We start from the raw sequence: 14,327 nt of genomic DNA, 5'->3' as shown, positions 1-14,327 counted from the left end.
AATCGTACGGATCAATCATCGATCCATCAGGATGATCAGCCGCCGCCGGCGCGCGCCGGCCTCCGCACCGCGGGGCGCTTTGCCGGCGCCTATGACTTCTCGGCCGGCGCCGATTTCGCCGCGCTCCTGGCCCGCTTCCTTGCGGGCCTGCCCGAGGGCGGGCTGGCGATGGTTCATCCCGGGCATGTGGACGCGACACTCGCGGCCCGCGATCCGGTCACCGACCAGCGCGCGCGCGAATACGATCTCATCGCCTCGGAGGCGTTTCCGGCCCTGCTGGCGTCCGCCGGCGTGCGCCTTTTTTGACCTCAATCGCCGGCTGACCTATCGGCAGCCGCGACTTCACCATTGCATACGGCCGTCAGTCGGCTCCAAAATAGGGAATGCAGCCTGACCTGATACGCCGCTTCCGGCATTCGGCCGATCCTTGTCTGCGTCGGACCCCTCGCTTGCGGGAGACGCGGGGGTGAGACTCGACTGGGGGGAGATCGGCACCTGGGTCTGGCGCGGCATCGGCGGGTCGCTCGCCGTGGGCGCCATGGAGATCGCCGCCGATCTCGGCGAAACGCCGCTGGCGCTGGTGCCGTTCGCCACCTCGATCGTCGTCGTCATGGGAATGCCCGAGGCAAGTCCGGCGCAGCCGCGGGCCCTGGTCGGAGGTCACCTGGTATCTGCCGCCTGCGGGCTCGCGATGCTGTGGCTGTTCGGCCCCTCGCAGGTGGCCGCGGCCGCGGCGGTCGGGGTCGCCATGGTCGCCATGCGCGTCACCGGCACCATGCACCCGCCGGCGGCCATCAACCCCATCATCATCGTCATCGAGCAATTGCCGGCGACGTTCCTGCTGGCGCCGGTGGGGTGCGGCGCGGCGCTGCTGGCGCTGTTCGCCTTCGTCTGGCACAACGCGCTGCAGCGGGGCGCCTGGCCGCGCCGCTGGACCTGACGGCCGTCACTCGCGCCGGACGCGCTGGTCCCAGCCGCCGATGTCCTCCGGCGCATCGGCCGGCGGCGGCAACTGGCCGGCGAGGCGCAAGGTCCGCTCCAGCAACTGCTCGTAGATCGGCTTGCCGCCCAGCGCTTCGGCCACGAGGTTCGCGCTGAGACAGGTGAAGATCACCGGCAGCAGCAGGGCATAGGCGCCGGTCAGTTCGGCCACCAGAACCATGCCCACCAGAGGCGCGCGCACGGTGGCGGAGAACAGGCCGCCCATGGCGGCGACGGCGAAGGCCGCGCTCGCCAGCGGCGGCAGCGCGAAGACCATGCCGAGCAGCGTTCCGAACAGCACCCCCACCGCGGTCGCGAGCGCCAGGATCGGCGCGAAGATGCCGCCCGGCACGCCGGTGGAATAGCTCGCCATGGTCATGACGAACCGGATGATGACGATGCCGGCCAGGGTCAGCGCCGGCAGGTTCTGCGCCGCGAGCGCCAGCACCAGCTGCTCGCCGCCGCCGGTCGCTTCCGGGCGAAGAACGAGGAGCGGGCCGACCGCCGCCCCCACCAGCAGCGGCACCAGATAGGGCGAGACCTTGAGCCCCACCGCCCGGGCGCCGTCGAGGGCGAGGATCAGGCCGCGGTTGAAGGCGACGCCCACCAGGCCCAGCACCGCGCCGAGGCCGATGAAGGCGGGCAGCAGGGCCAGCGGCATTTCCGGCACGTCGAGCCGCAGGTCCGGGCCGGTGCCGCCGATCAGCTCGGTCGCCACCGCGCTCGCGGCCGCGCACAGGATCACGGCGCTGTAGGTGCGGAAGCCGTAGGGGAATTGCCGGCGCGTCTCCTCGATCACGAACAGGATGGCGGCGAGCGGCGCGTTGAAGGCGGCGGCGAGCCCGGCCGCGCCGCCGGCGGCAAGCAGGCCGCGCATGTCGCGCGTGCCGAGGCGGGAGGCATCCGCTACAGCCTTGGCGATGGCGGCGCCCATGTGGATGGTGGGCCCCTCGCGCCGGCCACGAGGCCCGATCCCAGCGCCAGGATGCCGCCGAAGAACTTGACCGGCAGGATGCGCTTCCAGCGCACCGGCCGCAGGCCTTCGAGCGCGCCCTCGATCTCCTGCACCCCAGACCCGGCGGCCTCGGGCGCGATCCAGCGCACCAGCGCCACCGCGAGCACCACCATGGCGGCCGAGCCGGCGGAGAGGGCTGCGAGCCGCGCCGGACCCTCCAGCACGCCATCAAGCAGGGTGGGCCAGCGCGCGGCTTCCTCGACGGCGATGTGGAACAGCGCGCCCACCGTGCCGGCGATCACGCCCACGAGCGCGGCAAGCCCATAATACACCAGATCGCGCGGCGCTCGGGGGGCGCCAGTCGTCGCCTCGGTCAATGATCCGTCGCTCCGGGCAGGTGACGCCGGCCGGGTGGCGACGTCCTGACCGTGCTTAGCGGAGGACCGCGCGCGCCGGCAAGCGCAGCGGGCTCCTCAGGCCGATTGGAGCATCGGCGGGCCCGCAGGCCGCAGCGCGCGGGGCGCTTCCAGGCCGTGCAGATGGAGCACCCGATCGTGCAGTGGCACCAGGGTCGAGCGGTGGCCGATGGAGATCACCGTGGCCTCGGGCAGGCGGACCTTGAGGAGGGCATAAATGTCCTCTTCGGCCATCTCGTCGAGGGCTGAGGTGGCTTCGTCCAGCAGCAGCACGTCCGGCGTCTGGAGCAGCGCCCGGGCGATCGCGAGGCGCTGCTGCTCGCCGAGCGACAGCTCGTGCGGCCACTGCGCTTCCTCATCGAGGCGGAGAGCGAGGTCCGGCAGGCCCACCGCGCCCAGCGCGGCCTCCTGCTCGCCGCGGGGGAAGGTCCGCGCAGGCTCGGGATAGGTCAGAGCGGCGTCGAGCCGGCCCACCGGCACGTAGGGCTTCTGGGGTAGCACCAGCAGGCGGTGGTGCGCATGGCGCGCGATCTCACCGCTGCCGTGGGGCCAGATGCCGGCGATGGCGCGCAGCAAAGTGGATTTGCCGGCGCCCGAGGGGCCGGTGATGAGCACCCGCTCGCCGGCTGCGATGCTCACGCCGTCCACCTCCATGAGCGGAGCGCCGGAGGGCAGGCGCACGTCGAGGCCGGACAGGGCGAGCGCGCCGCCGGCACCTGCCGCCGCGGCAAAGGCCGGCTCACTGGCGCGCGTCGCCGCCATGGCGCGCTCGAACCCGGTGAGGCGCTGCACCACCGCGGCCCATTCGGCGAGTTCCACATAGCTCGACACGAAGAAGGAGAAGGCGCCCTGAACCGAGCCGAAGGCGGAGCCGGTCTGCATCAGCTGGCCGAGCTGGATGCCGCCGGAGAAATAGCGCGGCGCCACAACCACGTAGGGGAAGATGTTGGAGATCTGGTTGTAGCCGGCGGTGAACCAGGTGAGGCGCTTCTGCGCCCGCATGATCTGGAAGAAGTTGCCCCAGACGCGGGCGAACCGGTCCGACAGGCGCCGCTCCTCCGCCGGGCCGCCGGCGAGCAGGGCGATCTGCTCGCCGTGCTCGCGCACCCGCACGAGATCGACGCGGAAGTCCGCCTCGTAGCGCTGCTGCTCGAAGTTCAGGCGCACCAGCGGGCGGCCGATCACATGGGCGAGTAGGGTTCCGGCGGCGGAATAGAGGAGCGCGGCAAAGAACAGATAGCCGGGGATGCTTAACTCGTGCCCGAACAGGCTGACCGCCAGCGGGCCGGACAGACCCCACAGGATGACCGAGAAGGAGACCAGCGAGACGGTGGCGCCCAATAGGCCGATGCCCACGGAGATCGTGCGGCTGACGAACAGTTCCACGTCCTCGGCGATGCGCTGGTCGGGATTGTCGGCGACGTCGCCCTGAAGGCGCAGGCGGTAGTGGACGTCGTCGGCCAGCCAGGCGCCGAGATAGCGCTGCGTCAGCCAGCGCCGCCAGCGGATCACCAGCCACTGCTTCAGGTAGATCTGGTAGACCGCGACGACGATGGCGCCCGCGGCGATGGCGCAGAACACGAGAAGCTGGGTGCGGAAGGCGGCGAGGTCTTTCTCCTGGATCGCATTGTAGAAGGCGACGTTCCACTCGTTGAGCAGAACGGTGGCGTAGACCCAGGCAAGTTCCAGAGCCACCACCGCGCCGAGCAGGCCGAGCGCAACGGCGCGCTCTTCGCTGCGGAAATAGGGAATGGCGAGGCGGCGTACGTCGCCGAGCAAATGCAGGAGCTTGCGCACGGGCGGTACTCCGGTGGACGGGATCGAAGCTTAACGGCTCCGTCGCCCGAAGCTTTGCCGGCACGAGGGTGTCGGGATGATGGCGGCCAGATGAAATATTGGAAAGGTTTCGCCACGCTGACCCAAGGTTAGGGCGAGACGGAGTGCCTTAATTCTTGGCGCGCGGCGGTATTTCTGCGCCCGGTTTTGCTTCCGCGGGTTCGACCGCCTGGTGCGCCATGGCGTCCGCAGGGTAGGGGGCAAGGAGGTCGCGCGGGTCGGGATCATCGAGAAAGCGGGCGATATCGGCAGGGTCGAGAATCACCGGCATGCGCTCGTGCAGCTCCGCCATCATGGGATTGGCGGCGCAGGTCAGCAGGGTGAAGGTGCGCAGCCATTCGCCGCTCGCCGGATCCTTCCAGCCTTCCCACAGGCCCGCCAGCGCCATGCCGGTGCCGTCCGCAAGGGTGATGAAGTGGGGCACCTTGCCGGTCGGGCCGGGAGTCCATTCATAGAAGCCGTCGGCCGGCACCACGCAGCGCCGCCGCTTTCTCCAGGCGTCGCGGAAGGAGGGCTTTTCGGCGATGGTCTCGGCGCGGGCATTGATGAGCCGCGCCGCGCCGCGCGCGTCCTTGGACCACACCGGCACCAGGCCCCAGCGCAGCACGGACAGGCGCAGGTCCCCATCATCCGGGTGGCGCCGCACCACCAGCGCGTCGTCCGTGGGCGCGACATTCCAGCGCGCGGGCGCGTTGGGCAGCGGCGCATCGAGGCTCACGCCATAGACCTGCGCATAGGCGCGCGGCGACAGGTGCTGGACGAAGCGCGAGCACATGGCCGGGGCGCTCAGGCCGGCGGGCGGGGCGGCCGGCGGGCGCTCATGCCGCGATCCGGAACCGGCCGGTGATGGAGGCCGGTCCGTCGGTCGCCACGCGGCCGCCCGCCACCAGATGTTCCAGGTGGGCGAGAACCGTCAGCGAGGCCGCGCCCACCAGCCGCGGGTCGAGGCCGATATAGATGCCGCGCACCAGCTCCGGGATGGTCGTCGCATCGCGGTCGAGCGCGCGCAGGATGGCCGCCTCGCGGGCCCGCCGGTGCGCGAGGAAGTCGCGCACGTGTGCGGGCGCATCCCGCACCGGCCCGCCGTGACCCGGCAGGTAGACCGTCTCGGTCCGCGCCGCGAGCCGCTCCAGCGAGGCGATGTAATCGCCCATGGAACCATCCGGCGGGGCGACGATGGAGGTTGCCCAGGCCATCACGTGATCGCCGGAGAAGAGCAGGTCCTCCTCCTTCAGCGCGAAGGCGGTGTGGTTCGCGGTGTGGCCCGGCGTGGCGATCGCGGTGAGCGTCCAGCCCGGGCCGGAGAGGGTCTCGCCGTCGGCGATCGCGATGCCGGGACGGAAGTCCAGGTCGGCGCTGGCATCGAGCCGCGCGGCCTCGCCCACCTCGATGGGCCGCGAGGGCCGGTGTGGCCCCTCGGCCACGGTGACGGCGCCGGTGGCGGCAACGATCGCGGGGCAGGCGGGAGAATGGTCGCGGTGGGTATGGGTGACGACCACGTGGGAGACCTCTTCGCCGCGCACCGCCTCCAGCACCGCGGCGATGTGGGCCGGGTCGTCCGGGCCGGGATCGAGGATCGCCACGCGTCCGCGGCCGATGATGTAGGTGCAGGTGCCGGTGAAGGTGAACGGCGACGGGTTCGGCGCGACGATGCGGCGGACCAAGGGCGAGACCTGCACCATCTGGCCGGCCGGTGCGTCGAAGCTGCGGTCGAAGGTGATGTCGTCGCTCATGGGACCCCAGACAGAAAGAAGCTGCGCGGCACGGCCCCGGGACAGGGCGGCGGCGCGCGTCACGCCGGCCTGGGACTCCCTAAGGCTGGGCCAGACCGGGGCATAAGGAAAGGAGGAAGACGCAGGCGGCGGGACAAAGAAAAACCCGCTGCCTTGCGGCAGCGGGTCTCGAACGAAGCGAGGCTTCGATCAGAACTTGTAGTTCACACCGGCCTTGAAGGTGTGGAACTTGGAGTCGTTGCCGACCACCACGCCCGGGAAGATCACGGTCGCGTCGACGTCGCTGTTGCCCAGGTCGACGTAGAGGTACTCGGCCTTGAACGTCCAGTGGTTGGTGATGGCGAACTCGCCACCGGCGCCGAGCGTCCAGCCCCAGCTGGTGTTGCTCTCAGAGAACACCGGCGTGCCGAGGAAGCTCAGGTTGGTGCCGGTCTTGCCGTACGCCACACCACCGGTGATGTAGGGCAGGAACCGGTCGATCGCGTAGCCGAGGCGGGCGCGGATCGTGCCGAAGTAGTCCACCGACGAGCCGAAGTTGAGGACCGGCAGGCCGACGATGCTGGCGTTCACTTCGCCCGAGATGTCCGACCACTGCAGGTCGGTCTCGATGCCGAGCACCACGTTGTTGGCGAACTGGTAGTTGTAGCCGATCTGGCCGCCGACGAAGAAGCCGGAAGAGTTCAGGCCGAGGTTGGCCAGCTCGAGGCCCGGGATGCCCGACACGAAGCCGAGGCTGTCGTTCACGCTGTAGTTGAACGAGTCGCCGCCGTAGCCGACGTTGGCACCGATGTAGAAACCGGTCCAGGAGAAGACCGGCACGGCCACCGCCTTGACGGGATACTTCGTCGCCAGGTCAGCAGCCGCGGCCGGAGCCGAGAGCGCCGCCAGCGCGACAGTGGCGAGAAGGAACCGCTTCATGAGAAACCCCCTTAAGCTTGGGTAACCGCTTGTGCTTTGAACCCGCTCGGCCATGCACGCCAAACGAGTCGCTTCGTCCAGTGCCCTTTGTCTAGCAGGGGTCGAGGCAAAAAGCCGTATCATTCCTGCCACACTTGCAACCAAAACGCGGCGACCCTAGGCCTTGAAAACGCACTAAAATACCGCCGTTTCGGCCTGGTTTTGCAGGCGCATCCGCGGCTACCGCCCCGGCGGGTCGGGCGCCACCGGACCCGAGGGGTTTTGCCGTCGCCCGCCAGTGGGTTGTACGGGCGGGGGTGCAGGCTGCGGCAGGAGATTCGCTGGGTGCCGCCCGCCGCGTGAAGTGCGGCGGCCCGTCGGCGAGCGGCGTTGCCGCCGCGGCTGCCATTGGCGTTTTCACCGGCGGTTCATACGCTGTGGCCTAAAGCGAAGCACAGACCGGCCGTTCCGGCAGCGAGGAAGACATGCGACATCCGCCCTTGACGATCCGTCGCGCTGTGGCGTCTGCGGCGCTCGCCGCGGCGCTTTGCGCCGGGGGCTCGGCTTCGGCCGTGGCCCAATCGCGTCCCTACACGCCGTCCATGAGCTGCGCCGATGTGGCGGCGCTGGTCCGGGCGAAGGGCGCCGTGCTGCTGTCCACCAGCCCCACCACCTTCGACCGCTATGTGAGCGCGGCCAATTACTGCTCGGTCGGCGAGGTGCTGAAGAACCAGTGGGTGCCGACGCGCGACAACCCGCAATGCTTCATCGGCTACACCTGCTTCGTGCCGTCGCGCGACAATTGGGTGCCGTGAGGAGCGGAGAAACCGGGTGCAGCCGTCTTCGGGGCGGGAACCGGCCGGCGCAAGCTATAAGCCGCAAGCCGCATCGGCATGAGGGGGCCGTCGCTTCTGGTCGTGGCCGCCGCCACTGAGGCCGCGCGACCCGCATCGCCGATGCTCCGCCGCGATGGCGAGGAGCGCAATTGCGTCACATCTTTGCGAGGCCCGATTTTCTGCTGTGAATGCTTTGAATGCCTGGGTCGATGGTAGGGGAGTGGGTCGGTTTTACTTCGGCGCGCGCAGGGCTTGCGCCGCGCCACGACGGCGCTCATCTGATCCTCGCCGGCGCCCGTATGACGGGAACGCAGGTCGCAATGCGTGAGGCGGGGCGGCAGACAGCAGCGCCGGACAGGCGCGGGAAGGCAGTCATGGCACTCAGGATTTCGACGTTGGTCGCGGCGATGGCCATTGCCGGCTGCGGGGCAGCCCACGCTCAGGCCACGGTCCGCAGCACCGATCTCACCTGCGCCCAGGCGGCGCAGCTGGTGCAGAAGAAGGGCGCGGTGGTCATGGCGACCTCGCCCACCCTGTATGACCGCTATGTGCGCGACCAGAGCTTCTGCCTCTACGACCAGCAACTGCGGCCCGAATGGGTGCCGACCCGCGACGTGAAGCAGTGCTATGTAGGTTCGACCTGCTTCGACCCCTACCGGGGCGGGGGCAGAGGCAACTGAGCCGGCGGGCGGAAGCGCCCGCCGTTGAGCCACACGGGCGGAAGCGTCGGCCATTGATGCCAGCGGCCCGGAGCGCCGCTGGCTCTCTCTTCACGCCGGCCCGCCCTTCGCCGCGCCGCTCAGGCGATGCCGCGCGCCTTCAGAACGCCCTCGATCTCCTCCAGCACCGCCGGGTCGTCGATGGTGGCCGGCATGGACCAGGCATCGTGGTCGGCGATCTTCTTCATGGTGCCGCGCAGGATCTTGCCCGAGCGGGTCTTGGGCAGGCGGTTGACGGTGATGGCGAGCTTGAAGGCCGCCACCGGACCGATGCGGTCGCGCACCAGGCCGACCAGCTCCTTCTCGATCACGTCCGGTGCCCGGCGCTCGCCCGCCTTGAGCACAACGAAGCCGCACGGCACCTCGCCCTTGAGTTCGTCCTTGACGCCGATCACCGCGCATTCGGCGACGTCGGGGTGGGAGGCGATCACCTCCTCCATGCCGCCGGTGGAGAGGCGGTGGCCGGCGACATTGATGATGTCGTCGGTGCGGCCCATGACGAAGACGTAGCCGTCATCGTCCCGGAAGCCGGCATCCGCGGTCTTGTAGTAGCCCGGATAGTCGGCGAGGTAGCTTTCCCTGAAGCGCTCATCCTGCTGCCACAGGGTCGGCAGGCAGCCGGGCGGCAGAGGCAGCTTGACGACGATGGAGCCCATGGTGCCCGCCGGCACCGGCTTGGCCGCCTCGTCGACGATCTGAACGTCGTAGCCGGGCATGGGCACGGTCGGGGAGCCGAGCTTGACCGGCAGAAGCCCGAGGCCCACCGGATTGCCGGCGATGGCCCAGCCGGTCTCGGTCTGCCACCAATGGTCCACCACCGGCACGCCGAGCTTCTCCTCGGCCCACTTCACGGTGTCGGGATCGGCGCGCTCGCCGGCCAGGAACAGGGTGCGGAAACCGCTCATGTCCCGGCCCCGCATGAAGGTGCAGTCCGGGTCCTCCTTCTTGATGGCGCGCAGCGCGGTGGGAGCGGTGAACAGCGCCACCACCTTGTGCTCCTCGATCACGCGCCAGAAGGCGCCGGGATCGGGGGTGCCGACCGGCTTGCCTTCGTAGACGATGGAGGTGCAGCCCATGAGCAGCGGCGCGTAGACGATGTAGGAGTGCCCCACCACCCAGCCGATGTCGGACGCGGCCCAGAACACCTCGCCGGGCGCGATGCCGTAGAGGTTCTCCATGCTCCAGCGCAGCGCCACCATATGGCCGCCGGTGTCGCGCACCACGCCCTTCGGCTTGCCCGTGGTGCCCGAGGTGTAAAGCACGTAGAGCGGATCGGTGGCGGCCACCTCCACGCAATCGGCGCCCTTGCCTGCGGCGCGGGCGGCAGCGCAGGCCTGCGCCCAGTCGATGTCGCGGCCCGCCACCAGGGTGCACAGCCCCTCGGGGCGCTGCAGCACCAGGCAGCCGTCCGGCTTGAACGCCGACATGGTGATGGCGAGGTCCAGCAGCGGCTTGTAGGCGACCACCCGCGAGGGTTCGATGCCGCAGGAGGCGGCAAGGATCACCTTCGGCTCGGCGTCCTCGATGCGGGTGGCGAGTTCCTTTGCCGCGAAGCCGCCGAACACCACCGAATGGATCGCGCCGATGCGCGCGCAGGCGAGCATGGCGATCACCGCCTCGCTCACCATGGGCATGTAGATGACCACGCGGTCACCCTTCTTCACCCCCATGTCGGCGAGGACCGCGCCGAGCACGCGCGTCTCGTCCTGCAGTTCGGCATAGGTGATGGTGCGCTTGGCGCCGGTGACGGGGCTGTCATAGATCAGCGCCGCCTGGGCGCCGCGGCCCGCGGCCACGTGGCGGTCCACCGCATTGTGGCAGGTGTTGGCGGTGGCGCCGGAAAACCAGCGGCCATAGATGCCGGCGTCGGGATCGAACACCTTGTCGGCGGGCTTGATCCAGTCGATGTCTCCGGCCGCCTCGCCCCAGAAGGCGGCAGGATCGGCCTGCCAGCGGGCATAGGTTTCCGCATAGCGGCTGGTGCCGGTTTGTTGCATGGGCGTTTCCCTCGTCGGCTTGATTTGAGCGGGTTAGAGCCGATCATCTTTTCACAGCGCAAGATCGAAGAAATGCGTACTACGATCGTAGGATACGTGCGAGACCTTCCAGCGTCTCGCGGCGATTGCCTCCGACATCGTGGCTCGGCTAGATTTTGCGCGCCATTGGAGCCCGCTTCATCGACGAGCGGCGGACGACCGCGAAAAGTAGACCGCGGCGGGCTCCCCAGTTCTTCAAGCGAGACGGCTTCGAGCGGGTCCTGAGGCCGCAATTGGGTCCCGGGCTGCAACGAGACCGCTCCGCCAGCGGCCAGGGGGGCCTCATGTCGGGCAGCATCTACGATTTCCATCTGGACCGGAACCCGGCCAACCACCAGCCGCTGACGCCGCTCGGCTTCCTCGAGCGCTCCGCACGCGTCTTCCCCGACCGCGTCGCCATCGTCCATGGCGGCCTGCGCCGGACCTATGCCGAGTTCTACGACCGCGCGCGGCGCCTCGCCTCGGCGCTCGACAAGCTCGGCATCGGCGTCGGCGATACGGTGGCGGTGATGCTGCCGAATGTTCCGGCCATGCTGGAGGCGCACTACGGCGTGCCCATGACCGGGGCGGTGCTGAACTCGCTCAACACCCGGCTCGATGCCGCCATCCTCGCCTTCACCATCGACCATGGCGAGGCCAAGGTGCTGATCACCGACCGCGAGTTCTCTCCCGTCATGAAGGCGGCGCTCGCCATGGCGGTGAGGAAGCCCATCGTCATCGACTATGACGACCCGGAATTCACCGGCGCGGGCGAGCGCATCGGCACCATGGAGTACGAGGAGTTCCTCGCCACCGGGGATGCCGGCTTCCCCTGGAAGCCGCCAGCCGACGAGTGGGACGCCATCGCCCTCAACTATACGTCCGGCACCACGGGCGACCCCAAGGGCGTCGTCTATCATCATCGCGGCGCGCATCTGCTGGCGGTGGGCAACGTGGTGACGTGCGCGCTCGGCAAGCATCCGGTCTATCTGTGGACGCTGCCCATGTTCCACTGCAACGGCTGGTGCTTCCCCTGGTCGATCACGCTGGTGGCCGGCACCCATGTGTGCCTGCGGCAGGTGCGCGCCAAGGCCATGTTCGACGCCATCGCCGACCACAACGTCACGCACATGTGCGGGGCGCCCATCGTCATGTCGACCCTGCTCAATGCGCCGGAGGCGGACAAGCGCGCGCTGCCGGGGCGGGTGGAGTTCATCACCGCCGCCGCCCCGCCGCCCGAGGCGGTGCTGGCGGCCATGCAGGATGCCGGCTTCAACGTGGTGCACGTCTACGGCCTCACCGAGGTCTACGGCCCGGCCGTGGTGAACGACTGGCACACCGAATGGGACGACCTGCCGGCCAAGGAGCGGGCGGTGAAGAAGGCCCGCCAGGGCGTGCGCTACGGCGCGCTGGAGGCGCTCGACGTGCTGGACCCGGAGACCATGGTGCCGGTGCCGGCCGACGGCGAAACCCTGGGCGAGGTGATGTTCCGCGGCAATGTGGTGATGAAGGGCTACCTTAAGAACCCCTCGGCCACGGACAAGGCGTTCGAGGGCGGCTGGTTCCATTCGGGCGACCTCGGCGTGAAGCATCCGGACGGCTACATCCAGCTCAAGGATCGCTCCAAGGACATCATCATCTCCGGCGGCGAGAACATCTCCTCCATCGAGGTGGAGGATGCGCTCTACAAGCACCCGGCGGTGGCCGCGGCAGCGGTGGTGGCGAAGCCCGACGAGAAGTGGGGCGAGACCCCGGTGGCCTTCGTGGAGCTGCGGGACGGCATGAGCGCCACCGCCGAGGAGCTGATGGCCCATTGCCGTCAGCACCTCGCCGGCTACAAATGCCCGCGCCACATCGTCTTCGCGGAGATCCCCAAGACCTCCACTGGCAAGATCCAGAAGTTCCGCCTGCGCGAGATGGCCAAGGAGGCCTGAGCGCGCGCCGGGGCGCGGCGGCCGGCTTCAGCGCAGCTTGCGACGCTCCAGGGAGAGGTCCGCGAGCAGGCTCTCGATGCGCTCCGCATTGCCGCCGAGGTCGTGCTCGCCGTAGCGCGAGGTGGAACGGGCATCCACCCGCGCGCCCTTCGGGGTGGAGCGGATGCGGATCACCACGTCGGAACGGAAGCCCATGATGGGCGAGGTGGCCACCGCCTCGATCCGCCCGTCGCGCCGGCGCCGCGCGGCGGCGTGGCGTCGATGATGCGCCAGCGCCGCTTCTGGATCAGGGCCAGCAGCGCGTTGAACGCCTCCTCCGGCGTCGCGTTGAGGTCCTGCGGCTTGATGCCGGGATAGGCGGCGCGCTGGGCGCCGGGCGGATCGGTGGGCTGGTAGGCGACCGGGTTCGCCTCGCGCGGGCGCGCCAGCGCCAGCGCATGGAAGCGCGGCGGATCCTCGAGATCGGTGGTGATGTCGGCGAGGCGCGGCAACATCAGGCCGCGGGCCAGCACGGCGGCCGGCCCCGCCACCAGAAGGAAGGCGATGGCGACGCTCGCCATGGCCTTGCCGATGCCGCGCCAGCCGCTTTCCCAGATGATGAAGAAGGCCACCGTGCCGAGGATGCCGCCGGCAAGCGCGAGGCCGAGGCCCACCAGCAGCGTCGTCACCGCCGGGCGGAATTCCAGCAGGCCGAAGCGGTAGAGCAGCGCGGCGAGGACGATCACCGGGACCGAGAACATGACGAGCCGGAAGCTCCACTGCGCGAGCGGAGACTGGCGCTCCTCCTGGTAGAGCCTGCGTTTGATCATCGCATCCCTGCATGCGTCGGCGTCCGCACGGCGCCGCCGTGCGGACGATCCCGCTTCCGAGCCAAGGTTTTGCGCGCCGGGGACGCCCTTTGGCAAGAGCTTCGGCAAGGGCGTTGGCAAGGGGGTCGCCAATGCCCGGTGCGCTGGGCCGAGATCACGGGGCAAGCAGCGCCGGCAGGTCGTCGATGCTCTCCACCACCGCGTCGGCATCCCGGTAGAGGTGCTCCACCGCTGCCGGGCCGGAGCGCACCAGGATGAAGCGGGCACCCGCCCCGCGCGCGGCGGCAAGGTCGTGGGCGCTGTCGCCCACCACGGCCACGGAAGCCGGCGCGTGGCCGAGCGCCGCGGCGGCCGCCAGCACCATGCCCGGCGCCGGCTTCGAGCCGAAGCCGGAATCATAGCCGTGGACCAAAGCGAGGAACGGCGCGAGCCCCAGCGCCGCCGCCTGCTGGCGCGCGTTCGCCTCGGCGTCGTTGGTGACGATCGCCAGGTCGATCCCGCGACCGTTGAGGTCTCGAGAACCGTCTGCGGCGGCCGATGGCCGTGAGGTGCCTGAGGCCCGCCTCCGCGAACAGCCGGTCCACCTCGCCGAGGAAGTCCGCGCTCGCCTCCCGTCCCAGGGTCTGCGCCCAGAGCGGCCCGTAATGGGCGGAGGAGCCCGCCACCAGCGGCGATGAGGGCAGGAAGCGCTGCTCGTTGCGCAGAAAGTGGCTCACCGCCTCCAGGCGCGCCATGGCGGCGGCATCGCCCTGCGCCAGGGTGCGGATGACGTATCCGGCGGCGGGACCCCAGGTGCGGTCGAAGTCCACCAGGGTGCCGTCCTTGTCCAGCAGCAGCGCCTTCAGGTCCCGCATCGCCAACGTCTCCGGAGCGCCGCACGGCGCGGCCTTGCCGGGACCGGATACCCCGCCTTCCCGCGTTCGGGTAGGGCGCGCGCCGCATTTGCGGTGGCCAATCGGCCGCATCCGTGTCAGTGACGCGCCCTCGCGCTGGCCGGCGCGCGCCGCAGGAAAGGCACCGGCGAACCCGCCGGTGTCCGCCACCGTTGTGATCTTTCATGAATCGGCTTTCAAGTTTTCCCGCATGGCGCCAGAGACATCGCGACGTCCCGCCCCTCGGCAACGCGCCGCCGTCCTGGCGGCGGTGCTGGCGCTTGCCTGCGCCGCGCCGGAGGCCGCGCTGGCCCAGGTGCCTCT

General features: G+C 69.8%; 13 protein-coding genes and 2 pseudogenes. 5 read left to right on the top strand and 10 right to left on the bottom strand.

What is annotated here, in order from left to right; genetic code table 11:
- Window positions 1-306, top strand: a pseudogene (locus AC2W7M_RS08970) (hypothetical protein); the annotation flags it as partial.
- Between the two features lie 160 nt (window positions 307-466).
- On the top strand, window positions 467-940 hold the full coding sequence (locus tag AC2W7M_RS08965; RefSeq protein ID WP_486131781.1) for an HPP family protein: 474 nt from the start codon (window positions 467-469) through the stop codon (window positions 938-940).
- 6 nt (window positions 941-946) lie between these two features.
- Here the strand turns inward: AC2W7M_RS08965 and clcA are convergent.
- From clcA to AC2W7M_RS08940, 5 genes and pseudogenes are all read right to left on the bottom strand, one after another.
- Window positions 947-2,109 (bottom strand): annotated as a pseudogene (gene clcA / locus AC2W7M_RS08960) (H(+)/Cl(-) exchange transporter ClcA).
- A 300-nt stretch (window positions 2,110-2,409) separates the two neighbouring features.
- On the bottom strand, window positions 2,410-4,149 hold the full coding sequence (locus AC2W7M_RS08955) for an ABC transporter ATP-binding protein/permease (protein WP_486131779.1): 1,740 nt from the start codon (window positions 4,147-4,149) through the stop codon (window positions 2,410-2,412).
- 148 nt (window positions 4,150-4,297) lie between these two features.
- Window positions 4,298-4,963 carry an SOS response-associated peptidase gene (locus tag AC2W7M_RS08950; RefSeq protein ID WP_486131777.1) on the bottom strand — a complete coding sequence of 222 codons (666 nt, stop codon included), beginning with the start codon at window positions 4,961-4,963 and terminating at the stop codon, window positions 4,298-4,300.
- A 43-nt stretch (window positions 4,964-5,006) separates the two neighbouring features.
- Window positions 5,007-5,921 (bottom strand): MBL fold metallo-hydrolase, encoded by a 915-nt coding sequence (locus AC2W7M_RS08945; protein WP_486131775.1) that lies wholly within the window; start codon window positions 5,919-5,921, stop codon window positions 5,007-5,009.
- A 189-nt stretch (window positions 5,922-6,110) separates the two neighbouring features.
- Window positions 6,111-6,839, bottom strand: coding sequence for an outer membrane protein (locus tag AC2W7M_RS08940; RefSeq protein ID WP_486131773.1), 729 nt, complete (start codon window positions 6,837-6,839; stop codon window positions 6,111-6,113).
- Between the two features lie 551 nt (window positions 6,840-7,390).
- On the opposite strand from AC2W7M_RS08940, the gene AC2W7M_RS08935 reads away from it, so the two are divergent.
- Window positions 7,391-7,633 (top strand): hypothetical protein, encoded by a 243-nt coding sequence (locus tag AC2W7M_RS08935; protein ID WP_486131771.1) that lies wholly within the window; start codon window positions 7,391-7,393, stop codon window positions 7,631-7,633.
- A gap of 395 nt (window positions 7,634-8,028) precedes the next feature.
- The gene (locus AC2W7M_RS08930) at window positions 8,029-8,334 is read left to right on the top strand and encodes a hypothetical protein (protein WP_486131769.1); all 306 of its coding nucleotides are present in this window, start codon (window positions 8,029-8,031) and stop codon (window positions 8,332-8,334) included.
- A 119-nt stretch (window positions 8,335-8,453) separates the two neighbouring features.
- Here AC2W7M_RS08930 and AC2W7M_RS08925 read toward each other — a convergent pair whose 3' ends face one another.
- Window positions 8,454-10,370: a propionyl-CoA synthetase gene (locus AC2W7M_RS08925; RefSeq protein WP_486131767.1), complete on the bottom strand. Its 1,917-nt coding sequence runs from the start codon at window positions 10,368-10,370 to the stop codon at window positions 8,454-8,456.
- A gap of 323 nt (window positions 10,371-10,693) precedes the next feature.
- On the opposite strand from AC2W7M_RS08925, the gene AC2W7M_RS08920 reads away from it, so the two are divergent.
- The gene (locus AC2W7M_RS08920) at window positions 10,694-12,322 is read left to right on the top strand and encodes an acyl-CoA synthetase (RefSeq protein ID WP_486131766.1); all 1,629 of its coding nucleotides are present in this window, start codon (window positions 10,694-10,696) and stop codon (window positions 12,320-12,322) included.
- Between the two features lie 27 nt (window positions 12,323-12,349).
- On the opposite strand, the gene AC2W7M_RS08915 is transcribed toward AC2W7M_RS08920, so the two are convergent.
- The 4 genes from AC2W7M_RS08915 to AC2W7M_RS08900 all read right to left on the bottom strand — a co-directional run bounded on the left by AC2W7M_RS08915 (window position 12,350) and on the right by AC2W7M_RS08900 (window position 13,985).
- Entirely contained in the window at window positions 12,350-12,535 is a 186-nt protein-coding gene (locus AC2W7M_RS08915) for a DUF1499 domain-containing protein (protein WP_486131764.1), read from the bottom strand.
- Window positions 12,493-13,131, bottom strand: a complete 639-nt coding sequence (locus AC2W7M_RS08910) for a DUF1499 domain-containing protein (RefSeq protein ID WP_486131762.1) — start codon at window positions 13,129-13,131, stop codon at window positions 12,493-12,495. The genes AC2W7M_RS08915 and AC2W7M_RS08910 overlap by 43 nt, the downstream gene beginning before the upstream one ends.
- 154 nt (window positions 13,132-13,285) lie before the next feature.
- Window positions 13,286-13,627 (bottom strand): HAD family hydrolase, encoded by a 342-nt coding sequence (locus AC2W7M_RS08905; protein WP_486131783.1) that lies wholly within the window; start codon window positions 13,625-13,627, stop codon window positions 13,286-13,288.
- Window positions 13,527-13,985 carry a hypothetical protein gene (locus AC2W7M_RS08900; protein WP_486131760.1) on the bottom strand — a complete coding sequence of 153 codons (459 nt, stop codon included), beginning with the start codon at window positions 13,983-13,985 and terminating at the stop codon, window positions 13,527-13,529. The genes AC2W7M_RS08905 and AC2W7M_RS08900 overlap by 101 nt, the downstream gene beginning before the upstream one ends.
- Between the last annotated feature and the right edge of the window lie 342 nt (window positions 13,986-14,327).

This window comes from Xanthobacter sp. BG11Y11_SDJG (genome assembly GCF_057364445.1).
The sequence above is the reverse complement of the archived record's forward strand: the minus strand, read 5'-3'. Positions and strand labels throughout refer to the sequence as shown.

Coding starts and splice junctions, on each gene's coding strand:
- AC2W7M_RS08920 (WP_486131766.1), top strand. CDS start 10,694: ATGTCGGGCAGCATCTACGATTTCCATCTGGACCGGAACCCGGCCAAC.
- AC2W7M_RS08945 (WP_486131775.1), bottom strand. CDS start 5,921: ATGAGCGACGACATCACCTTCGACCGCAGCTTCGACGCACCGGCCGGC.
- AC2W7M_RS08930 (WP_486131769.1), top strand. CDS start 8,029: ATGGCACTCAGGATTTCGACGTTGGTCGCGGCGATGGCCATTGCCGGC.
- AC2W7M_RS08950 (WP_486131777.1), bottom strand. CDS start 4,963: ATGTGCTCGCGCTTCGTCCAGCACCTGTCGCCGCGCGCCTATGCGCAG.
- AC2W7M_RS08900 (WP_486131760.1), bottom strand. CDS start 13,985: ATGCGGGACCTGAAGGCGCTGCTGCTGGACAAGGACGGCACCCTGGTG.
- AC2W7M_RS08940 (WP_486131773.1), bottom strand. CDS start 6,839: ATGAAGCGGTTCCTTCTCGCCACTGTCGCGCTGGCGGCGCTCTCGGCT.
- AC2W7M_RS08925 (WP_486131767.1), bottom strand. CDS start 10,370: ATGCAACAAACCGGCACCAGCCGCTATGCGGAAACCTATGCCCGCTGG.
- AC2W7M_RS08910 (WP_486131762.1), bottom strand. CDS start 13,131: ATGATCAAACGCAGGCTCTACCAGGAGGAGCGCCAGTCTCCGCTCGCG.